The 21,386-nt window shown below is 74.6% G+C and carries 19 protein-coding genes and 1 pseudogene; 10 read left to right on the plus strand and 10 right to left on the minus strand.

Annotation, left to right across the window (positions count from 1 at the left end):
• Window positions 1-75: 75 nt before the first annotated feature.
• From dhaK to ACSMX9_RS01295, 3 genes are read left to right on the plus strand one after another with little or no spacing between them, the layout of a single operon-like run.
• On the plus strand, window positions 76-1,068 hold the full coding sequence (gene dhaK, locus ACSMX9_RS01285) for a dihydroxyacetone kinase subunit DhaK (protein ID WP_351245881.1): 993 nt from the start codon (window positions 76-78) through the stop codon (window positions 1,066-1,068).
• A 38-nt stretch (window positions 1,069-1,106) separates the two neighbouring features.
• A complete protein-coding gene (gene dhaL, locus ACSMX9_RS01290) occupies window positions 1,107-1,733 on the plus strand; it encodes a dihydroxyacetone kinase subunit DhaL (protein WP_445399231.1) in 627 nt (208 codons plus the stop codon).
• Window positions 1,726-2,175, plus strand: coding sequence for a PTS fructose transporter subunit IIA (locus tag ACSMX9_RS01295; protein WP_445399233.1), 450 nt, complete (start codon window positions 1,726-1,728; stop codon window positions 2,173-2,175). The genes dhaL and ACSMX9_RS01295 overlap by 8 nt, the downstream gene beginning before the upstream one ends.
• A gap of 16 nt (window positions 2,176-2,191) precedes the next feature.
• On the opposite strand, the gene ACSMX9_RS01300 is transcribed toward ACSMX9_RS01295, so the two are convergent.
• Complete coding sequence (locus ACSMX9_RS01300) at window positions 2,192-2,944, minus strand: glycoside hydrolase family 75 protein (RefSeq protein ID WP_445399235.1); 753 nt, start codon at window positions 2,942-2,944, stop codon at window positions 2,192-2,194.
• Between the two features lie 236 nt (window positions 2,945-3,180).
• On the opposite strand from ACSMX9_RS01300, the gene ACSMX9_RS01305 reads away from it, so the two are divergent.
• On the plus strand, window positions 3,181-4,188 hold the full coding sequence (locus ACSMX9_RS01305) for a fibronectin type III domain-containing protein (RefSeq protein ID WP_351245875.1): 1,008 nt from the start codon (window positions 3,181-3,183) through the stop codon (window positions 4,186-4,188).
• A gap of 189 nt (window positions 4,189-4,377) precedes the next feature.
• Entirely contained in the window at window positions 4,378-4,899 is a 522-nt protein-coding gene (locus ACSMX9_RS01310) for a hypothetical protein (RefSeq protein WP_445399237.1), read from the plus strand.
• Window positions 4,900-5,061: 162 nt separating this feature from the next.
• On the opposite strand, the gene ACSMX9_RS01315 is transcribed toward ACSMX9_RS01310, so the two are convergent.
• The 8 genes and pseudogenes from ACSMX9_RS01315 to ACSMX9_RS01350 all read right to left on the minus strand — a co-directional run bounded on the left by ACSMX9_RS01315 (window position 5,062) and on the right by ACSMX9_RS01350 (window position 12,000).
• A complete protein-coding gene (locus tag ACSMX9_RS01315; protein WP_445399239.1) occupies window positions 5,062-5,970 on the minus strand; it encodes a glycoside hydrolase family 19 protein in 909 nt (302 codons plus the stop codon).
• Window positions 5,971-6,283: 313 nt separating this feature from the next.
• Complete coding sequence (locus tag ACSMX9_RS01320; protein WP_445399241.1) at window positions 6,284-6,787, minus strand: potassium-transporting ATPase subunit KdpA; 504 nt, start codon at window positions 6,785-6,787, stop codon at window positions 6,284-6,286.
• A 136-nt stretch (window positions 6,788-6,923) separates the two neighbouring features.
• Window positions 6,924-7,565, minus strand: a pseudogene (locus ACSMX9_RS01325) (potassium-transporting ATPase subunit KdpA); the annotation flags it as partial.
• Between the two features lies 1 nt (window position 7,566).
• Window positions 7,567-7,884: a potassium-transporting ATPase subunit C gene (locus ACSMX9_RS01330; protein ID WP_445399243.1), complete on the minus strand. Its 318-nt coding sequence runs from the start codon at window positions 7,882-7,884 to the stop codon at window positions 7,567-7,569.
• A 465-nt stretch (window positions 7,885-8,349) separates the two neighbouring features.
• Window positions 8,350-8,823 (minus strand): NUDIX hydrolase, encoded by a 474-nt coding sequence (locus tag ACSMX9_RS01335; RefSeq protein ID WP_351245865.1) that lies wholly within the window; start codon window positions 8,821-8,823, stop codon window positions 8,350-8,352.
• A gap of 50 nt (window positions 8,824-8,873) precedes the next feature.
• Entirely contained in the window at window positions 8,874-10,475 is a 1,602-nt protein-coding gene (gene lnt / locus ACSMX9_RS01340) for an apolipoprotein N-acyltransferase (RefSeq protein ID WP_445399245.1), read from the minus strand.
• 69 nt (window positions 10,476-10,544) lie between these two features.
• Entirely contained in the window at window positions 10,545-11,099 is a 555-nt protein-coding gene (locus ACSMX9_RS01345; RefSeq protein WP_445399247.1) for a hypothetical protein, read from the minus strand.
• Window positions 11,100-11,172: 73 nt separating this feature from the next.
• Window positions 11,173-12,000: a glutamate racemase gene (locus tag ACSMX9_RS01350; protein WP_445399249.1), complete on the minus strand. Its 828-nt coding sequence runs from the start codon at window positions 11,998-12,000 to the stop codon at window positions 11,173-11,175.
• 67 nt (window positions 12,001-12,067) lie between these two features.
• Here ACSMX9_RS01350 and ACSMX9_RS01355 point away from each other — a divergent pair, with 67 nt between their 5' ends.
• The 4 genes from ACSMX9_RS01355 (at window position 12,068) to ACSMX9_RS01370 (ending at window position 17,564) form a co-directional block, all read left to right on the plus strand.
• Window positions 12,068-13,255, plus strand: coding sequence for a glycosyltransferase (locus tag ACSMX9_RS01355; protein ID WP_445402861.1), 1,188 nt, complete (start codon window positions 12,068-12,070; stop codon window positions 13,253-13,255).
• Window positions 13,256-13,602: 347 nt separating this feature from the next.
• On the plus strand, window positions 13,603-14,034 hold the full coding sequence (locus ACSMX9_RS01360) for a DUF6643 family protein (RefSeq protein WP_445399251.1): 432 nt from the start codon (window positions 13,603-13,605) through the stop codon (window positions 14,032-14,034).
• Between the two features lie 77 nt (window positions 14,035-14,111).
• Complete coding sequence (locus tag ACSMX9_RS01365) at window positions 14,112-14,936, plus strand: MOSC domain-containing protein (RefSeq protein ID WP_445399253.1); 825 nt, start codon at window positions 14,112-14,114, stop codon at window positions 14,934-14,936.
• 180 nt (window positions 14,937-15,116) lie between these two features.
• Window positions 15,117-17,564: a right-handed parallel beta-helix repeat-containing protein gene (locus ACSMX9_RS01370; RefSeq protein ID WP_445399255.1), complete on the plus strand. Its 2,448-nt coding sequence runs from the start codon at window positions 15,117-15,119 to the stop codon at window positions 17,562-17,564.
• Window positions 17,565-17,589: 25 nt separating this feature from the next.
• On the opposite strand, the gene ACSMX9_RS01375 is transcribed toward ACSMX9_RS01370, so the two are convergent.
• Window positions 17,590-20,022 (minus strand): hypothetical protein, encoded by a 2,433-nt coding sequence (locus tag ACSMX9_RS01375; RefSeq protein ID WP_445399257.1) that lies wholly within the window; start codon window positions 20,020-20,022, stop codon window positions 17,590-17,592.
• A 477-nt stretch (window positions 20,023-20,499) separates the two neighbouring features.
• On the opposite strand from ACSMX9_RS01375, the gene ACSMX9_RS01380 reads away from it, so the two are divergent.
• Window positions 20,500-21,354 (plus strand): DeoR/GlpR family DNA-binding transcription regulator, encoded by an 855-nt coding sequence (locus ACSMX9_RS01380; RefSeq protein WP_445399259.1) that lies wholly within the window; start codon window positions 20,500-20,502, stop codon window positions 21,352-21,354.
• The last annotated feature ends 32 nt before the right edge of the window (window positions 21,355-21,386 follow it).

Genomic DNA, 21,386 nt, shown 5'->3' on the forward strand with positions numbered 1-21,386 from the left:
CCTTCGATACTGGAACCGACCCGCACGATCGGGGCAGCCGCTCGCACGGCCGCCGGAGCACCCCCGGGAGGAACCTTGCGCATGCTCATCAACGTCGCCGAGACCGTGGTGGCCGATGCCCTCCGCGGGCTGGCCGCCGCCCATCCGGACCTCGCCGTCGACGTGCAGAACCGGGTCATCGTCCGCCGGGACGCCCCGGTCGCGGGGAAGGTCGGCCTGGTGTCGGGCGGGGGCTCGGGGCACGAGCCGCTGCACGGCGGCTTCGTCGGGCCGGGCATGCTGTCGGCGGCCTGCCCCGGCGAAGTATTCACCTCCCCGGTGCCGGACCAGATGCTGCGGGCCGCCGCCGCGGTGGACAGCGGTGCGGGGGTGCTGTTCGTCGTCAAGAACTACACCGGCGACGTGCTCAACTTCGACATGGCGGCCGAACTCGCCGAGGACGAGGGCATCCGGGTGGCGAAGGTGCTGGTGAACGATGACGTGGCGGTAACCGACAGCCTCTACACCGCGGGCCGGCGCGGAACCGGCGCCACCCTGTTCGTGGAGAAGATCGCCGGTGCGGCGGCGGACGAGGGCCGGTCCCTGGAGCAGGTCCAGGCGGTGGCCCGGCAGGTGAACGAGAACTCCCGCAGCTTCGGGGTGGCGCTCGGTTCCGTCACCACCCCGGCCAAGGGCAGCCCGACCTTCGACCTGCCCTCCGGCGAACTGGAGTTGGGCATCGGCATCCACGGGGAGCCGGGACGGGAACGTCGACCGATGATGACCTCGCGGGAGATCGCGGACTTCTCCGTGCACACCGTCCTGGACGACCTGGAGCCGCGCGACCCCGTCCTGGTCCTGGTCAACGGCATGGGTGCCACTCCCCTGTTGGAGCTGTACGGGTTCAACGCCGAGGTGCAGCGGGTGCTCGGGGAACGGGGGGTGCCCGTCGCCCGCACCCTGGTGGGCAACTACGTCACCTCCCTGGACATGGCGGGCGCCTCGGTGACGATCTGCCAGGTGGACGGGGAGCTGTTGCGTCTGTGGGACGCACCGGTCAGCACCCCCGCCCTGCGGTGGGGACGCTGACCCTTCCGCCCGTACCGTCCCGTCTTGGAGGAGTGACCTTGCTCGACACCGAGTTCTTCCGCCGCTGGCTCCGGGCGGCCGACGCCGCCGTGACCCGCGAGGCGGACCGGCTGACCGCGCTCGACTCCCCGATCGGGGACGCCGACCACGGCAGCAACCTGCGCCGGGGCTTCCACGCCGTGCTGGAGGCCCTGGACTCCCCGGAGGGGGCGGCCGCCACCACTCCCGGCGCGGTCCTGGTGCTCGCGGGCCGCCGGCTGATCTCCTCCGTCGGCGGCGCCTCGGGGCCCCTGTACGGCACGCTGCTGCGTCGTACCGGCAAGGCGCTGGGGGACGCGCCGGAGGTCTCCCGGGACGCGTTCGCGAGCGCGCTGCACACCGGCGTGGAGGCGGTGGCGGCCCTGGGCGGCGCCGCCCGGGGCGACAAGACGATGCTGGACGCCCTGGTACCGGCCGTCGAGGCGCTCACCGGCGGCGGGACGTTCGCGGCGGCCCGGGCCGCCGCCGACACGGGGGCCGAGGCCACCATCCCGTTGCTGGCCCGCAAGGGCCGGGCGAGTTACCTCGGTGAGCGCAGCATCGGCCACCAGGACCCGGGCGCGACCTCGTCCGCCCTGCTCGTCGCGGCGCTCGGCACGGCCCAGGGAGGCGGTCCGGGTGAGTGACGGAGGGCGGGAGGCGGGCCTGGCGGACGCGCGGCCCGGCGAACGGGTCGTGGGCATCGTGCTGGTCTCGCACAGCGCGGCGGTCGCCGCGTCGGTGGCCGCCCTCGCGGTGGCGCTCGCGGGCGGCGGTGCGCCCGCGCCGGTGGCGGCGGCCGGCGGCACCGAGGGCGGCGGGTTCGGCACCAGTGCGGAGTTGATCGCGGCAGCGGCGGCCCGGGTGGACCGGGGCGCCGGGGTGGCCGTGCTCGCCGACCTCGGCAGTGCGGTCCTCACGGTGAAGGCGCTGGTGGCGGAGGGCGACGAACTCCCGGACGGCACCCGACTGGTGGACGCGCCGTTCGTGGAGGGCGCGGTGGCGGCGGTGGTGACCGCGGCCACCGGTGCGGACCTCGCCTCGGTGGCCGCGGCGGCCACCGAGGCGTACGCCTACCGCAAGGAGTGAGGGCGGCGCGGACCGCTCAGCGGGGTGCGGCCGCTGCGGCCCGCCGGGCGACCAGGGCCCCGGCCCGCTGCTCGCCCTCGACGACGGCGGCCCGGTGGCTCTCGATCGGCTGCACCCGGGTGCCGGTGAAGACGATGTAGGTGACCCGGGACGGGGCCCCTCCGGTGCGGGGGTCGGAGGGGATGCCGAGGGCCTCGGCCGCCGCGTAGGACGCCTCGCCGATCACCTCGGCGGGTCCGACGTCCCCGACCACCCCGTACAGCACCCGGTCCCGGTAGACCACGGCTGCCGCACTGCCGCCCCGGACCCCGTGGTCGGCGTACCGCCACCGGGGGCCGGGGGCGGGCACCACGACGAACGGCAGCTCCTCGGCGCTGAGGTACCGGCCGTCCGACTGGGAGAAGGCCGTCTGGGCCAGGAAGTGGGGGTCGGTGCGCCGGTTGCAGTGCGGGCCGGGACGCCCGTCGCAGTCGATGTCCATGTCGGCCTCCCAGTGCACCTCCCCGGGCCCGGCGCACACCGGCACGGTGGCCCGGGGCGCGGAGGCGTCCGTGCGGTACCGGCCGCGCGAGACCTGGGTGGTGCAACCCCGGACGGCTGCGAGGAGTTGGGCGGCGGTCACCGCCCCGTCCGGGGCGTTCCCGGGGGCGCTGCGGGCCTTCGCGTCCCCGTGCCGGCCGGGCGCGGTGGCGGCCTCGGGCGACAGGGCGCCGGGAACCAGCAGGACGGTGCCGAGCGCGGTGGCCAGGGCCACCGTTCGGGTGCGCACGATGAACAGACCCTCCGTAGACGAACCATGACGAACTGCCACACCACGGTTCCCGTTCGTCGCCCGCGCGCCACCGGGAGGGGGCCGTACGGGCGGACGGGCGGCCGATCACGCGGCGTGTCGTGACCCGTACGGCCCCGCCCTGCCCATCGAGGAACGTGCGTCAACCCCTTGATGTGCGGTCACCTTCCATGCCATATAGGTCTGTACCATTGCGTCGACCGGAAGGCACCACCGTGCGCTCCATCCCCCCACGCCGCACGTCCCCCACCCGCCTGCCCCTGGCCCTGACCGCCACCGCCGTCCTCCTCACCTCCTGCGGTCTGACCGACGAGGGCCCCTCGGTGGCCCCGCCCGCCGCGCCGATCGGGGTGACCGTCCAGGCCGGCAGTTCCAGCAGCGTCCACCTCATGTGGAACCGGCCGGGGCCGGGCGCCAAGGTAGAGGGCTACGTGGTCTACCAGGGCGACAAGAAGGTGAAGGACCTGCCCGGCGAGCGGTACATGGTCGACATCGAGGGCCTGAAGCCGTCGGTCGCCTACTCCTTCACCGTCCGCGCCCGGGACGACCGCGGGACCCTCAGCCCGAAGAGCCGGCCCGTCAGCGTGACCACCCCCAAGGCCACCGTCGCCGACAAGAAGCCCCCGACCGTGCCCGGCGGGCTCACCGGCCGCGCACAGGGCGGCCGGAGCGCACTGCTGACCTGGCAGGGGTCCACCGACGACCAAGGCGTGGTCTCCTACGACGTCTACCAGTCGGGCACCAAGATCCACAGCGCCGGCCCGAAGGACACCCGCACCGTGGTGACCGGGCTGCGCCCCGGCACCGCCTACGTGTTCACCGTCAAGGCCCGGGACGCGGCGGACAACTCGTCCGCGGCGGGCCGCGAGGTGCGCCTGACCACCGCCGAGGGCCCGGACGACATGCGCGGCACCGCCCCGACCGACTTCCGGGCGACCTCCCGGGACGAGTCCGGGGCGTACTACCTCGACCTGTCCTGGGACCCGCCGAAGACGGACGCGGTCGTCATGCAGTACCGCATCCAACTCAACCGCAAGCAGACCACCTCCCTGGTCTGGGGCGGGGAGCCGCCGAAGGGACGCGCCGAGCACCGGTTCTACCTGGACCGGAAGAAGGGCGTCAGCTACCGGGTGCGCATCCAGGCGATGCTGCCGGACGGCACCTACGGCGAGTACTCCGAGGAGCGGACCGTGGTGACCGGGGAGACCGCCCCCGGCCGCTGACCCGCCCGATCCGCGTCCGGGGGAACCCGCCGTTCCCCCGGACGCAGGAGCGCGTCACCTGCCCGGGCCGTGCCCGCATGCGGGCCGCCCCGGGTGGCCGTTGGCTCGGTTCAGGGCAGCACGGGCGATTCCCCACCCTCGGCGGCGCACGGGACGTTCCGCCGACCGTGCCGTCCGGAGGGCAGACACATGCGCACCACCCAGATATCCGTCCGCGCCGCACTGGTCGTGGCCGTCGCGGCGCTCCCCCTGGCACCCGCCGCCCCGGCGGTCGCCGGGGGCACCGGCGTCTCGGGCATCAGCGCCACGGTCAACGGGTCGACGGTGCAGGTCAGCACCGCGGCCTGCCCGCAGGGCGGCACCGCCTCGCTGCTGACCGGCACCCAGGCGACCTTCGCCCAGGGGCGTCAGATCGACCTCGGTGCGGGTGCCACCCAGTCCGGGAGTTGGACCGACGTCGGCTCCGGCACGTACACCGTGGCGGTGGTGTGCGGCAACGGCACCACGGCGGGGACCCAGTCGGTCACCGTCAACGCGGTTCCCGCCCTCTCCTCGACGGCCGCCCCGGCCGCCGCGGTGCGGGGCGGACTCGGCGGCGGTTCCACCGACCACCGGAGCCTCACCCTGGTGGGCGGCGGGGCGCTGGTCGCCGCCTCCGTCGCCGGCACCGTGCTGTACCTGCGGCGCCGGGCACGCCCCGGACGGCGCTGAACCGTCCGCCCGCCCGCGGCCGTCGCCCCGCCCTCCGGGACCGGGCGGCGGCTTGCGGTGCGCGCCGCGGGGCCGGGGCGGGCCGGACGGGGAACAGCAGAAGCGCCCGGGGGACGGTTCACCCCGGGCGCCCGCTGGTCAGTGGCCGCCGAACGATCGCGTTCAGCAGGACAGGTTGCCCCCGGTGCCCACACCGAGGATCGCGGCGAAGCGCTGGTAGTTGGAGATCCGGCTCTGCACCTGGGCCGGGTTGCCGCCGTTGCACTCCAGGGCGCCGTTGATGCTGCGGATGGTCTGGCCGAAGCCGGCTCCGGTGACCATGGCCTGGTGACCGGTCATGGTGCCCGGGCCCTTCTGGGTGTTCCAGTACCACAGGGCGGTCTTCCAGGCGACCGCCGGGTCGTTCTGCACCAGCCAGGGGTTGCGCAGCAGGTCGATGCCGAGCGCGTCGCCGGCCGCCTTGTAGTTGAAGTTCCAGCTGAGCTGGATGGGACCGCGACCGTAGTAGGCGGCCTGGCCCGCGGGGCAGCCGTAGGGCTGGGTCGAGTCGCAGTAGTGCGGGTAGTTGGCGGTGTTCTGCTCGACCACGTGCACCAGGCCGCCGGTCTCGTGGCCGATGTTGGCGAGGAAGGCCGCCGCCTCCTGCTTCTTGACGGTGTCACCGCCGGTCATCGCGAACTCCGGGTAGGCGCTGAGCGCTTCCTTCAACCCGGCGTAGGTGTAGAAGGAGTTGCGTCCCGGGAACATCCGCTGGAACTGCGACTCGGTCACCACGAAGTCCCCGGCGGGGGTCTCGGGACCGCCGGGACCACTCTCGCAGGGGTGCGGGTTCCAGAACCAGGTCGAGACGGTGGGGTCGTAGCCCGGGTTGGCGTGCTCCGCGACGTACGCGTTGCCGTCGCGGTAGCGGACGATGTCGCCGGCCGCGTAGGAGGCGCCCTGGGTCCAGGACGGGTAGCTCGAACAGAGGGCCGCCGGAGCCGCCGCGGCCTGGGTCGCCGGGAGCCCGACGGTGAGGCCGGTGGCGACGGCCAGGGAGGCGAGCGCGGCGCTGAGACGTCGCTGGGGCATGCGGTTCTCCTCGTGCGGTGCGGCCTGGCCCGGAGCCGTGACGGCTCTGCTGCGCATCGACCGGTGGGGCGGCTGGTGCACGACGGGCGGACCGCGGTGGGGGGCGGGCTGCCACTCCATCGCATCTGGTCTGTACCAGTCAAGGGTTCAGACCATTCTGCCCGCCGGATTCTCCCGCGGGACGGGGACGAACCGACCTCCTTCGCGACAACCACCCCCGCGCTAGCGCCGGGCGCGTCACCCTCATTGAGGTTTTCCTTCAACTCTCTTATGCCTCATTTAATCTGATGAGCCGTCATGTCTCACAGAACGCTCACCCGAGCCCCTCTGCCACCGGCCCCAGGGAGAGCGCCGGCAGGTAGTTCAACAGCGCCAGCGACAGGGCCACCGCCGTGGTCAGGGAGACGAAGACGGCTCCGCTCGTCCGGAGCGTCCCGGCCGACGGGGCGACCGTCCTCCCCCGCGCCAACCGGCCCGCGGGGAAGAGCACGAACACCATCGGCAGGTAGCGCCCGACGAGCATCGCCCCGCTCATCAGCACCTGGTGGAAGTCGGTGGTCCCGTCGAAGCCCGCCATCGCGCTCCCGTTGCCGGCCGCCGACGAGGCGTACGCGTAGATGAGTTCGGTCAACCCGTGCGGTCCCGCGTTCCCCATCGAGGACGCACCGTGGCCCAACACCAGGGACAGTGCGCAGCACAGCAGGACCGTGCCGGGCGCGACCAGCAGGTACAGGGCGACGGAGCGGATCTCGTGATGACCCAGCCGCTTGCCCAGGTACTCGGGGGTGCGGCCGACCCTGAGCCCGCCGATGAACACGGCACGGCGACCAGCACGGCCATCAGCAGCCCGTACAACCCGCTGCCGGTGCCCCCGGGCGCGATCTCCCCCAGCAGCATCGCGCTGAGCAGGGTGCCGCCCCCGAACGCCGTGAAGCTGTCGGTTCCCAGGAGCCCACAGGCCCGCCGGGCAGGACCTGTCGGCCCCCCGCGACGGTGGTCACCGACTCCGGCGCGCCCAGGTGCTGGGGGGCGCCCAGCGCGACGAACGCCAACCCGGCGAGGACGGAGAGCGGCAGCAGCACCCGCAGCAGGGTCCGGGTGAGGTCGACCCAGAAGCCGCCGAGCGCATCGGTGTCCCGCCGCACCAGCCCCCGGACCAGGGCGAGCGCCACGCAGTTCCCGACTGCGGAGGAGGCGAACGCCTGGGTGCCGAGGCCCGCCATCACCGCGAGGTGACCGGTGGCGGACTCGGCGGCGTAGTTCTGCCAACTGGTGTTGGTGGTGAAGCTGACGGCGGTGTGCAGCGCCGTCCGCCACGGCATCCCCGCGTGCCCCGTGGACCAGGGCAGCGGCCCCTGGAGCGTCAGCAGGGCGAACAGGGCGGCGATGCCGACCGCCGAGAAGGCCGCCACCGCGGTCAGGTAGTGCCGTGCGTCCTGCTCGCGGTCGGGGTCGACGCCGAAGAGCCGGTACAGGGCCCGCTCGACGCCCAGGTGCCGGTCCCCGTCGAGGGCGCGGGCCAGGTAGTCGCCGAGGGGGACGTGCAGGGCGACGACCACGGCGAGCACGAGGCCGCTCTGGAGCCAGCCGTGCACCTCACGCCCCCCGGACGGGGGCGAGGCCGTCGAGGGTCGCGTTCAACGAGACGACGTTCACCACCGGTTCGCCCAGCACCCCGAGGGCCCGCCCCGTGGTGTGCTCGGCGACGAGCTCCCGCACGGTGGCCCCGTCGAGCCCCCGCCGAGCGGCCACCCTGGCCGTCTGGAGCCGGGCGTAGGCGGGGCTGATGTGCGGGTCCAGCCCGCTTCCGCCCGCGGTGACGGCGTCCCCGGGGACCGCGCGGGACGGGCCGGGGCGCCACCGCGCACGGCGGTGACCGCCGCCCGCGGATGGGCCTCGCCGGGACGGGCGCACTCGACGGGCGCACCGGCGTGCCGGAGGCGGAACGGTCGCACCGGGCAGGGCTCGTTGAGGCTCACGACCCGGGTGGTCCGGCCGGTGGCGCCGTGCTCGCGGTACACGCCGAGGACGGCGCCGACGCCGCCCTCGGTGCAGTACGGCCGACCCCCGTCGACGCCCTCCCGTTCGCCGATGATGGCCCTGCTGCGGGAACAGACCTGGGTCAACAGGCGCGGCGCACCGGGTCCCCGGTCGGTGGCGGGGCGGAATCGTGCGGGCCCGACGCTAGGCGCGCCCCGCCCGGTGCCCCACCGCCCATGACGCGACGCATACGGCGAACCGACGGGTCCTGACGGGACGCTGACGTGATGGCCGGAATCCCGTTGCGGGGGCCGGGCGGACGCGGTCCGCCCGGCAAGGGGACGGGCACCGCAGGACCGCGGCCGTCCGCAGGAACGCGTGCGTGCGCTGCCCGTCGGTTCACGGACCGGGCTCGAACCAGGTGGGGGCGTCGGCCAGGGCGTGCTTGATCCGGGACAGGCTGAACTCGTCGAGGTCCGGCAGGGCGTCGAGGGAGAACCAGCCGACCTCCAAGGACTCGTCGTCGTTCACCCGGGCCCGTCCTCCCACCGCCCGGCAGCGGAAGGTGATGTCCATGTACTGGCAGACGTCGCCGTTGGGATAGGCCACCGGCTCCAGCGCCTCGACGAGCACCACGCGCTCCGCGACGCAGCGCACCGCCGTCTCCTCGTACACCTCGCGCACCGCGCAGGCCGCGGGCTGCTCGCCCGGGTCCGGGATGCCGCCCACCAGCGACCACCGGAGGTTGTCGCTGCGGCGACCGACGAGCACCCGGTCCGCGTCGTCGAAGACGACGGCCGTCACGCCCGGGAGCCAGAGGAGTTGCTGTCCCGCGGTGGCACGGAGGGTGGAGATGAATTCAGGAGTAGCCATGGAGCCGACGATAGGGCCTGCCGCGGTGCCCGGACGCCCGCCGGTCGGGTTCACCCGGCGGCGGTCCCCCGCGCACGCACCCGGGCGAGGAGCGCCAGGCCGAGCCCTCCGGCGGCGACCACCACCAGGAGCAGTTCGGGCAGGGCCCCCAGCCGGGTGGCGGGGGTGGTGTCGGAGCGCAGGGGCACCTCGGCCACGAGCGAGTCGGCGGTGAACAGCTCGGTGCGGTCGACCACCCGCCCGTCCGGCATGATCACGGCGCTCACGCCGCTGGTCACCGGCACCACCACGGTGCGACTGTGCTCGACGGCCCGGACCCGGGACATCGCCAGCTGCTGGTGGGTCATCTCGCTGCGCCCGAAGGTGGCGTTGTTGCTCGGCACCGACAGCAGTTGGGCACCCTCGTTCACGGTGTCCCGCACCGCCCAGTCGAACGCGGCCTCGTAACACGTGGCGAGGCCCACCCGGGCGCCGGCCATGGTGAAGACGCCCGGCTCGGAGCCCCGGCTGAAGTCCTGTCGGACCATGCTCGCGTCGCTGCTCACCGCGGTCACGATCGAGCGCAGCGGAAGGTACTCGCCGAACGGCTGGATCTGCCGTTTGTCGTAGGTGTCGACCGGGCCCTTCTCGGGATCCCAGAGGACCTGCTGGTTCCAGAGCCTGCCGTCGTCGGAGGTGACCACCGCGCCGACCGAGATCGGTGCGCCGATCGCGGCGACGGCCCGCTCCACGGCCCGGCGCGCGTCGGCGTTGCGGAACGGGTCGATGTCGGAGGAGTTCTCCGGCCACAGCACCAGGTCCGGCTGGGGGACCCGGCCACGCGCCACCTCCGAGGCCAGCCGCTCGGTCTCCTTCACGTGGTTGTCCAGGACGGCCCGGCGCTGGTCGTTGAAGCCGAGTCCCAACCGGGGCACGTTGCCCTGGACCGCGGCGACGGTCACGCTGCCGTCCTCGGCCGCGTCGCTGACCAGGGGCCGGGCGGCGAGGGCGGCACCGACGGGCAGCGCCACCGCGGCCGCGGCGACCGCGGCGGTCCCCCGCCGTACGGCGGTGCCGCTCCGGGCGACGGCACCCAGCCGCAGTGCCTCGTGCAGTCCGAAGCCGCACAGCACGACGGCGAAGCCGAGCACGGGGGTCCCGCCCAGCGCGGCCAGCGGCAGGAAGACCCCGTCCGCCTGGCCGAAGGCGACCTTGCCCCAGGGGAAGCCGTCGAAGGGGACGCGCGCCCGGGCCGCCTCGCCGGCGATCCACAGCGTCGCGGCCCACAGCGGCCAGCCGGGCAGCCGGGAGACCGCCGCCGCTCCCGCGCCCACCAGCGCCGTGAAGACCGCTTCGATGGCCACCAGCGCGAGCCAGGGCCCCGGGCCCACCTCGACGCCCGTCCACACGAGCAGCGGCAGCAGGAAGCCCAGCCCGAAGACGTAGCCGAGGCCGAGCCCGGCCTTCCAGGACCGTCCGCGCACCGCCCAGGCGAAGCCGGCGAACGCGGGCGGCGCCAGCCACCACAGGGTGCGCGGGGGGAAGCTGGTGTAGAGGAGCAGTCCGGAGAGCGCGGCGACGACGACGGGCGCCAGTCGCCGTGCCCAACGGCGTTCCCGGGCGGCGGTGGCGGGCGGCCCGGGCTCTTCGGTCACGGTGGCGGTGGCGGTCACGTCAGGAGTCTACGACCAGGCACGACCGGGCCGAGGGGGCGTCCGGCGGGGCCGTCGTGGGCGGAGGGCTCAGACCGCGGCGGGGGCGGTGGGCGGGCGCAGCCGGTCGCGGATGACCCGCACGGCCGCTTCGGCGTCGTCGACGGTGACGGTGAACTTGCGGCCGTCCCCGAGGCTGAGCACCACGCCCTCGCCCCGGCGGACGATCACGGCGGTGCCGATCTCGGGTCGCCAGCGGTAGCCCCAGCCGCCCCACTGGCGGGGGGTGACCGCGGGGGCGAAGTCGGCGCCGACGACGTGGGCGAGCGGGATGCGGCGGCGCGGCAGACCCATGTGGCCGCAGCGGACCTCCAGGGCCTCCTGGTCGACCCGGACCGCCACGTGGACGAAGGCGAGCGTGCCGAAGAGCACGAGCAGGCCGGCCGCGATGCAGCCGACGACCGACATCACCAGGGCGAGGACGCCGTTGTTCCACTCGGACACCACGGCCAGTTCGATGCCGAGGGCGAGACAGGCGGCGCCTGCGAGGGCGAGCAGCCACTGCATGCGGTTGCTCGCGCGTCCGGTCCAGATTTCGACGGGGGCTCCGGTGGGGCCGCCGTCTCCGTGCGGGTGGTCCCTCATGGTGTCGAGGGTACCGACGAACGTGGCGCCCGGCCCGGGCTCACGGAGGGTGACCCCCGGGGTGCGGAACCGGCTATCGCGCCTGGTAGGCGGCGGCCAGCAGCCGCCCTTCGGGGTAGCTGAGGGCGCGTTCGGTGAGCCGGCCCGGGCGTCCGCCGTGCAGCACTGTGACCGATCCGACAGGGGCGGCGGTCGGGTCGGGGGCCGCGCCGATGCGACGCAGTGCCTGGGCCGCGACGGCGCCCGCCGAGCCGTGCAGGAGCAGGGCCGGGCGGCCCGGGGAGGCAGGGGCGGTGACGGGGCCCGCGGCCACCTCGGCGCGGCGCGCGAGGGCGGTGCGGACCTGTTCGGCGACCAGTTCGTAGTGGGTGCAACCGAGGACGACGGCGCCTACGCCGTCCGGGGTACGGTCCGCCGCGGCGGCGACCGCCCGGGCGACGGCGTCCGCGTCGGCCGATTCGATGGCGTCGGCGAGACCGGGACAGGGCACCGCGGTGACCTCGGCGCCCGCGGCGAACTCGGTGATCAGCGCCCGCTGGTAGGCGCTGCCGGTGGTGGCGGGGGTCGCCCAGATGGCGAAGGGGGCGCCGGCCGCCGCGGCCGGCTTGATCGCGGGCACCGTGCCGATGACGGGGAGCGAGGGTTCGAGGCGGGCCCGCAGCGCGGGCAGGGCGTGCACGGAGGCGGTGTTGCAGGCGACGACCAGGGCGTCGGCATCGTGCGCGGCGGCGGCTTCGGCGACGGCCAGGGCGCGCCGGGTGAGGTCCTCGGGGGTACGGGGTCCCCAGGGCATTCCGTCGGGATCCGAGGAGAGGACGAGATCGGCGTCGGGGCGCAGTCTGCGTACCGCCGCGGCGGCGGCGAGCAGTCCGATGCCGGAGTCCATGAGCGCGATCTTCACCCGGTCACCATAGACGATGGGCACCGCGCGGCCCGGGGCCTGGGGCAGACTGCGCGGGGTGAGCGCGATGGTGTGGTGTGCCGCGGTGTCCGCCGCCGCCTGGGCCTGGCTGCTGCTCGGGCGGAGCTTCTTCTGGCGCACCGACGTGCGGCTGCCGCCGGGGCGGGAACCGCGGGCGTGGCCCGCGGTCACCGTGGTGGTGCCGGCCCGGGACGAGGCGGCCGTCCTGCCGTCGAGCCTGCCCACGCTGCTGGCGCAGGACTATCCGGGGCCGCTGCGGGTCGTCCTGGTCGACGACGGCAGCACGGACGGCACGGGGGCGCTGGCCCGGGGGCTGGGCGCGCGCCGCGGGGGTCCCCCGCTGACCGTGTCCTCGCCGGGCGATCCGCCGCCGGGGTGGACCGGCAAGCTGTGGGCGGTGCGCCACGGCATGGCGCTGGCCCGGGCGGACGGACCGCGCTACCTGTTGCTCACCGACGCCGACATCGCCCACGACCCGGGCAGCCTGCGGGACCTGGTGGCGGCGGCCGAGCGGGGCGGCTACGACCTGGTGTCGCTGATGGCGCGGTTGCGGGTGACGAGCCGCTGGGAGCGGCTGGTGGTGCCGGCGTTCGTGTACTTCTTCGCCCAGCTGTACCCGTTCCGCCGGGTGCCCCGCCGGGGTGTTCGTACGGCCGCGGCGGCCGGCGGGTGCGTCCTGCTCCGGACCGCGGCGGCGGAGCGGGCGGGCGTGCCGGAGGCGATCCGGCACGCGGTGATCGACGACGTGTCCCTGGCGCGGGCGGTGAAGTCCTCGGGCGGCCGGATCTGGCTCGGGCTGGCCGACCGGGTGCACAGCGTGCGGCCCTACCCGCGGCTGGCGGACCTGTGGTCGATGGTGGCGCGCAGCGCGTACTGCCAGCTCCGCTACCACCCCCTGCTCCTCGCGGGGGCGGTGGTCGGACTGGTGTGGGCGTACCTGGTGCCGCCGGTGGCCCTGGTCGTCGGGTGGGCGGCGGGGGGTGCGTCGGGGGTGGTCTCGGCCGTGCTCGGGGGGTGCGGGTGGCTCGTGATGACGGTGACGTACGTGCCCGTGCTGCGGTACTACCGCCAACCGTTGCTGCTGGCTCCGACCCTCCCCTTCACCGCATTGCTCTACACGGCGATGACGGTGGACTCGGCGGTGCGGCACCACCGGGGGCGGGGGGCGGCGTGGAAGGGGCGCACCTACCCGCGCCCCGGGCGGTTGTCGGGTCCGCGTCCCGAGGAGGGGTGAGGCGGCCCGTCGTGTTCGGCGCGCCGCGATTGCGGGTAGGGAGAGGAGCGCCGCGGAGTCGGGCGGGGGATTTCCGCGGAGCGTCGTCGAGGGGGCCGCGGCGGGGCGGAGGAACTCCCGGATAAACCGGAGGCGCACTCCGACGCCGGTGGGTGATGGCCTGGTCAACCGCGGGTAACCCTTTTTGCGCCGCTTTCTTTACGTGATCCCTACGTCACCGGACGAGCGATTTTCCCGGGTTTTAACGATTTCGCGGGAATTGAGGGATGATCAGGCACCTCCGGCGCGGAAAACAACCCTCTTATCGGTCTCCCCAACCAGCACATCGTGGGCTTAACTTAGGTGGCATGACCTCCCCCCGCTCCACCTATGGCGGCGGTTACTACTCCGCGCCGTCCTTCCAGGACACTCCGATCTACGACTCCCTGGTCGCAGAGCGGGGCACGCCCCAGATCGCCCCGATCCGGGTGCCCGCCGCGTACGACACCGGCAGCAGTCATCTGCCCGCGCTCCCGTCCGCGCTCCCCGCGCTGCCCGCGGCCCCCTCGCCCCAGCAGTACCCCCCGCAGTACGGGTACGCGCCGGCCGGCCAGCCCGCACCGCTCCAGCAGGCCGCCCCGTACCTTCCGCAGCAGGCGGTCGGGGGCCCGCGCGGCTACCCGGGCGCCCAGCCCCAGCCGCCGCGGCCGGCCCCGCCCACCGGCTACGAGGCGATGCGCCCGGCGGCCGCCCCGCGCCCCTACGACGATCCGCAGGCACGCCCCTACCGCGGCTACTGACCGGCGAGCGCGGGCCGTCCCCGCCACGACCCGGTCCTGCCCTCGGTCCGCGCCGAACGCCCTGGCAGGATGGGTGCATGGCGAATCCGGTGCTCTCCTCCCTCCACGTCTACCCGGTGAAGGCCGTCCAGGGCCACGCCCCCGACGAGGCGTCCGTGGAGCCGTGGGGACTCGCGGGCGACCGACGTTGGATGCTCGTCGACCACACGGCCAAGATGATCACCCAACGGCAGCAGGCACGGTTGGCTCTGGTCCACGCCGCGCTGCTGCCGGACGGCGCGGTCCGGCTGTCCGCCCCCGGGCAACACCCGCTGACCGTCCCCGTCCCCGCCGCTTCCGCGCGGACGCCGGTGCAGGTCTGGCGCGACGAGGTGAAGGCGGTCGCCGCCGACGAGGGGGCCGCCGCGTGGCTCGGGGCCTTCCTCGGCATCGACGTCCGGTTGGTGCACATGCCGGACCCCGAGGTCAGCCGTCCCGTCGACGCCCGGTACGCCCGGGAGGGGGAGACGGTCTCGTTCGCCGACGGGTACCCCCTGCTGCTCACCAGCCTCAGCTCGCTGGACGCCCTCAACGCCCTGATCTCCCGGGGCGACCACCCCGAGGAGGGCCCGCTGCCGATGAACCGCTTCCGCCCCAACCTGGTCGTGACCGACACCCCCGCGTGGGCCGAGGACGGCTGGACCCGCATAGCGATCGGCGAGGTCGCCTTCCGGGTCGCCAAGCCCTGCGGACGCTGCGCGGTGACCACCACCGACCAGTCAACCGCCGTCCGCGGCAAGGAACCCCTACGCACCCTGGCCCGGCACCGCCGGATCGACGGGCGACTCGTCTTCGGGCAGAACCTCGTCCCCGAAGCCACCGGCACGCTCCGGATCGGCGACCCGCTGACCGTCCTGGACTGACCCGCCGAACGGATCGCCCGAGGAGCCCCGTCGGGCCGTGCCACGACACCGCGCCACGGGTGGCCGGCGGGCTCCCGCTCCGGTCAACTCGCCTGCTCCGCACACGCTACGGTGGACCGGTCGAGGTCTTCGGCACTCGCGACACCCGCGCATTCGACGAGGTGGGGACAGAACAACACCATGGCACAGGGCACGGTCCAGGTGACGCACACGGGCACATCGCGGTGGCGGCGCCGCACGGGCGAGTACGGCTCCTTGGCCGCCGCCCTGGAAGCCGCGGGGGACGGCGACGTGCTCACCGTCGCCCCCGGAACCTACCGGGAGAACCTGGTGATCCAGCGGGCGGTGACGCTCCGCGGGCCCGAGGGGGCACCGGGCTCGGTGCGCATCGCCCCCGTCGACGGGGTCCCGTTGACGCTGCGGGCACCCGCGGCCGTGCACGGACTGGTGCTGGAGGGCCAGGACTCCGCGGCCCCCGCGCTGCTGGTGGAGGAGTCGGTGCCGGAGGTCACCGACGTGCGGATCGTGACCCGTTCGGCGGTCGGCATCGAGGTGCGCGGCAACGCCCGCCCCACCGTGCGCCGTTGCTCCGTCGACAACCCCGCGGGCATCGGGATCACCGTCCTGGACGGCGGCGGCGGGGTCTTCGAGGACTGCGAGGTCGTCGCCGCCGGCCAGTCCGGCGTGGCCGTCCGCAGCGGCGGGCACCCCCGGTTGGAGCGGTGCCGGGTGCACCACTCCTCCGGTGCCGGACTGTCGGTGACCGGCGAGGGCTCGGCGCTGGAGGCCGTCGGCTGCGAGGTGTACGAGGTCAAGGGCTCCGGGGTACAGGTGACCGGCCGGGCCACGGCCCACCTCACCGACTGCGATGTGCACCGCACCACCGCGGACGGCGTCACCCTGGATACCGACGCGGTGCTCACCCTCGCCGACTGCCGCATCCACGACGTGCCCGAGAACGCGGTGGACCTCCGCTCCCGGTCCGTCCTCACCCTGACCCGCTCCACCGTGAGCCGTTTCGGCCGCAACGGACTGTCCATATGGGACCCGGGCACCCGGGTGGACGCCAACCAGTGCGAGATCCACGACAGCACCGGCGACTACCCGGCGGTGTGGGTCAGCGACGGCGCCGCCGTCGTCCTCGACTCCTGCCGGGTGCGCGAGGTGCCCGACGCCCTGTTCGTGCTTGACCGCGGTTCCCGCGCGGACGTCGTCGACAGCGACCTCAGCCAGGTCCGCAACACCGCCGTCTCGGTGAGCGACGGCGCCACCGCCCAACTCGACGACTGCCGCATCCGGGAGGCCGCGACGGGCGCCTGGTTCCGCGACCACGGCAGCGGCGGCACGCTCTCCAACTGCACCATCGACGCCGTGCAGACCGGAGTGATCATCACCAAGGGCGCCGATCCCGCGCTGGAGCGCTGCACCGTCACCGCACCCGCCGAGGCCGGCTTCTACGTCTCGGCCGGCGGCCGGGGCACCCTCAGCGGCTGCCGGGTCAGCGACAGCGGCGGCTACGGCTTCCACGTGATAGACGGCTGCCGCACCACCCTGCGCAGATGCCGCACCGAGCGCTGCGCCCGCGGCGGTTTCGAGTTCGCGGAGGACGGCCCGGTCGTGGAGGAGTGCGCCAGCGACGAGAGCGCGGGCCTGCGCGCCGTCGCCCCCTCGTCCGCCCCGTCGACGACGGTGCCCGCCGTCCGGGCGGTCGCTTCGCCGGCACCCCCGGTGCACCAACCGGTCGGTCTGCTCACCGGGGTGCCCGCCCCGCGGGCCGGCGCCCCGACCGGCGATCCCGCCCCGGCCGCGACACCGGTCCGGCCCGCGGAGGCCGTCCTCGGCGAACTCGACGCCCTCGTCGGCCTGGACGGGGTCAAGCGCGAGGTACGGGCCCTCACCGACATGATCGAGGTCGGCCGACGCCGCCAACGGGCCGGTCTGAAGGCCGCCTCCGCCCGACGGCACCTGGTCTTCACCGGCTCCCCCGGCACCGGCAAGACCACGGTGGCCCGGCTGTACGGCGAGATCCTGGCCGCCCTCGGGGTGCTCGACCAGGGGCACCTGGTGGAGGTGTCCCGGGTCGACCTCGTCGGCGAGCACATCGGCTCGACGGCGATCCGCACCCAGGAGGCGTTCGAACGGGCCCGCGGCGGAGTGCTGTTCATCGACGAGGCGTACGCCCTGTCCCCGGAGGACTCGGGACGGGACTTCGGCCGGGAGGCCATCGACACCCTGGTCAAGCTGATGGAGGACCACCGGGAGGCGGTGGTGGTCATCGTCGCGGGCTACACCGTCGAGATGGAGCGGTTCCTGACCGTCAACCCGGGCGTCGCCTCCCGCTTCTCGCGGACCATCCCGTTCGGCGACTACGTGCCCGAGGAACTGCTGCGGATCGTGGAGCAACAGGCCGAGGAGCACGAGTACCGGCTCGCCGAGGGCACCGGGCACGCCCTCCTCGACTACTTCACCGCCCTGCCGAAGGGCCCGGCCTTCGGCAACGGGCGGACCGCCCGGCAGACCTTCGAGGCCATGGTCGAACGGCACGCGGGGCGGGTGGCGCAGATCGTCGAGCCGTCCACCGACGACCTCACCCTGCTCTACCCGGACGACCTGCCCGCCCTGCCCTGAGCACCCGGGCGGGCCGGCAGCCGGATCAGTCCCCCCGCGCCCCTGGCACCGGCCGGTGGTGACCCCGGTCCGTGCGGTGCCGGGGAGCGGGCACGACCGGCGCCTGCAAGCGTTCCAGCAACCGGGCGCGCGCCTCGGCGAACGCCGGATCGGCCTGGTACTGGAAGTGTCCGAGGATCGGCGCGGGCAGCGGGTGGCCGGGGGTGCGGCCGTAGGCGAGGGGGTCCTGCAACGGGGTGCCGTCCACCGCGCGGCCGTGTTCGCCGCCCAGCAGGACGGGACCCCCGATCGGGTCGGTCCGCCGGTGGAGGTTGCGCCAGCAGTGCACGTCGCGGTGGAGTTCGGCGAGGGACTCGGGGCCGAAACAGGAGGGGAACCAGCGTCCGTACAGGCGTTCCAACGGCGAGCCGTAGGTGAGCAGGGCCACCCGCCCCCGGATGTCGGGGGCGAGTTGCCAGGCCGCCGCCGCGGCCAGCACACTGCCCTGGGAGTGACCGGAGAGGACGAGCCGACCCCGGGTCCGGCGGGTCCAGGTCTGCACCCGCCAGACGAGGTCCGGCACGGCGCGCTCCGCGTAGCAGGGCGGCGCGAACGGGTGGGCGGCGCGCGGCCAGAAGGTCCCCACGTCCCACAGGATGCCGATGGTGCGCCGGGCCTTCGGGTCCCGGTACGCGCGCCGGGCGCTCAACGCGAGCAGCAGGAACCCCGCGCCCGCCAACCACGAACCCGCCTCCTGGGCCAACTCCACGGCACGGGCGAGCGGTTCGGGCGCCGCTGACAGGGCGCGCCCCGGCGGCTCCCGGGTGACCCAGGCCCCGAGGAGGGCGCCCGCCCCGCACACCAGGGTTCCCGCCGCGAGCGTCCCGATGACGGCCGGTGCCCGGTCGGTGAGTTCCGCCCAGGACCGGGCGCGGGCGATGGCGCGGGCCCGGTCGGTGTCCTCCGGCCCGGCCTGCGACGGATCGGCGGACGGCCGGTGTTCCTGTTCGTCCGGGTAGTCGGTGCGCACCCCGTCGGCCTCCGTCCCGGTCCGGCGCACCGCCCCGACAACGAATCCCAACAGGACCGCCAGCACCACCAGCAACAACGGCACCAGCAGCGCGGCGTGCCAACCCAGCAGGACCGGCGGACCGCCGGCGGCGGGGCCGGTGCCGACGTCCAGCCAGCTCGCGGCGCGCTGTGCGCCGCCACCGGCCAACACTCCGGCCAGGGCGCAGGCCACCACGGTCACCGCCGGGCCGGCGAGACCGCCCAGGACGGTGCGCGGTGCCGGCGCCGTGCGGTACAGGATGCGGGCGATGACCGCGAGCGCCAGGACCAGGGCCCACTGGACCACCATCAGCGCGCCGAACGCCTGGTCTCCCAGGAGGCGGCCCTCGGAGCTCCACCCCGGACGGGACCAGCTCGCGTATCCGGCCGACAGGACGAGCGCCCCGGCCGCCGCCACCGGCAGGAACCGCACCCGCGGCCCGTCGAGTTCACGGTCCAGCCGCCGTTCGCTGCGACCGCGGCGGCAGACCACGGCGCAGGTCAGCAGCGCCACGACCACGATGATCGCGCCGACCGCGGCGCCGAGGAGGTCCAGCGCTGCGGGCCCGTCGTGGCGGCGGTCGAAGCGGAGCGCCGGCGCGGTGATCGTGGCGGCCACCGTGAGCAGGGCGGCCGCGGTGTGCGCGGCCCTCAACCGGGCCACCAGCCGGCGCCCGTACCAGAATCCGGGTCGGGTCAGCGGACCCCGCTCGGCACCGGGGTCGGAACGCGGCTCCGGCTCCCGGGCGTCGTGCGGCCCGGCAGCGGGGTCGTCGTCCGGCTCCGGCGGTTCCTGGGATTCGTACGCCCGCCAGGTACGGCGGGAGAGGTACCAGAGCAGGACGGTGAGGGCGGTCGGGAGGAGCGCGCCGACCACCAGGCGCCGGCCCGGCGGGGTCCACCAACCGCCGGGCGCGAGCTCGGGCGAGAAGAACGCCAGCCAGGCCCGCTCCGCCGCGCAGTCGCGGACGCCCGCGCACTGCCAGGCCGCCAGGTCGAGGGCGACCTCGCAGACGGCGGCCACCAACAGCACGGTGAGGGTCAGTGCGGCCAGCCGGACGCACAGTGCGTAGGCGCGCACGGCCCGGGGGCGTCCCACGGCGGCGGGACGCATCCAGTGCGCCAGGTTCACGACCATGAACGGCAGCAGGAGCAACCAGAGCGCTCGGGCACCGCTGCCGGAGGTGAGGTTCGACCAGACGTACGCCTCCGGCACCGGGCCCTCGCCCCGGTCACGGCGGATCTCGGCGTCCAGGTCGTCCGCCCGGCGGTGGACGGCGGCGGTGTCGTCGCCGGTGACCCGGACGGTCCGGGGATCGTTGAGGAGCTCCGGGGCGCTGGCGCCCCCCACTCCGTGCACCAGGAGTTCCAGTGCGGTACCGGCCGCACGGGATGACGGGTCCGACGGTTCTCTGCGAGCACGCTTCATACGCTTCCCCCGAGGCGTGTGTGTCCGTGTGTCGTCCTGTCAAGGATCGCGCGCGCCGGGGCTCCGTACACCTCTCCTCACGGAATCTCCCTCGTTGGTGGCGACGAACGGGCCGGAGGCGGCGGAAGGGCGGCACCGGGTGCACCCGCGCCACGGCACCCGGTGCCCCGTGGGAGTATGGACTCCGGGGCGCTCCGCGCTTCCCGGGAAGACGTCATGGCGTGAGCACCGAGCGGAGCCACATCGTCCGCTCCCGCCCCGCGCCCCAGCCGCACCACCACCGGCCGGTCGGCACATCCGCGTTCCGCACCTGTCGATGACCGGCCCCCGGCCGCCCGCACGGTACGGTGCTCGCCACTCGTGGTGCACCGGGGCGGCCCGGTGCACGGGCGTGGTGCGGCGCGACGACGAGTCAGGCGAGCAGAGCGAACCGGCACACAGTGAGGACGGACGAATGCCGAATGGGGCGGAGCGAGCGTGAGTGAGAACCAGAACCTCCTCGCGGAGCAGCGTCGGGCCCTGATCGTGGACGAGGTGCGACGCCGGGGCGGGGTCCGCGTCAACGAGCTCACGCGCAAGCTCGGCGTCTCGGACATGACGGTCCGCCGGGACCTGGACGCACTGGCCCGGCAGGGGGTGTTGGAGAAGGTGCACGGTGGGGCCGTGCCGGTGGTGGAGGCGAGCACCCACGAGCCGGGCTTCGAGGCGAAGTCGGCGTTGGAGCTCTCCGCCAAGGAGGACATCGCCCGCACCGCCGCCGAGCTGGTGGCCCCGGGCACCGCCATCGCCCTCTCCGGCGGCACCACCACCTTCGCCCTGGCCCACCACCTCCTGGACGTACCGGAGTTGACGGTCGTCACCAACTCGGTGCGGGTCGCCGACGTCTTCCACGCGGCGCACCGCAACTCGGGCCAGCGGCAGGGGTTGGCGACGGTGGTCCTCACCGGCGGGGTGCGCACTCCGTCGGACTCGCTGGTGGGCCCGGTCGCCGACCAGGCCATCGCCGCGCTCCACTTCGACGTCCTGTTCCTCGGGGTGCACGGCATATCGGTGGGGGCGGGTCTGTCGACGCCGAACCTCGCCGAGGCCGAGACGAACCGGCGGCTGGTGCGCTCCGCCCGTCGCGTGGTCGTGGTGGCGGACCACACCAAGTGGGGCACCGTGGGGCTGAGTTCGTTCGCGTCACTCGACCAGGTCGACACCCTGGTGACGGACGCCGGGCTGTCCGCCGACGCCCGGTCGGAAATCGCCGAGGTGCTCCCGGAGTTGATCGTCGCCGGCGGCTCGGACGATCCGGTGGACGAGACGGACGGACCGGGGAACGAGGGCTAGCACCGCAGGCGGCCCCCCGCGGGCGGGACGTT

The organism is Streptomyces sp. LE64 (assembly GCF_052606915.1).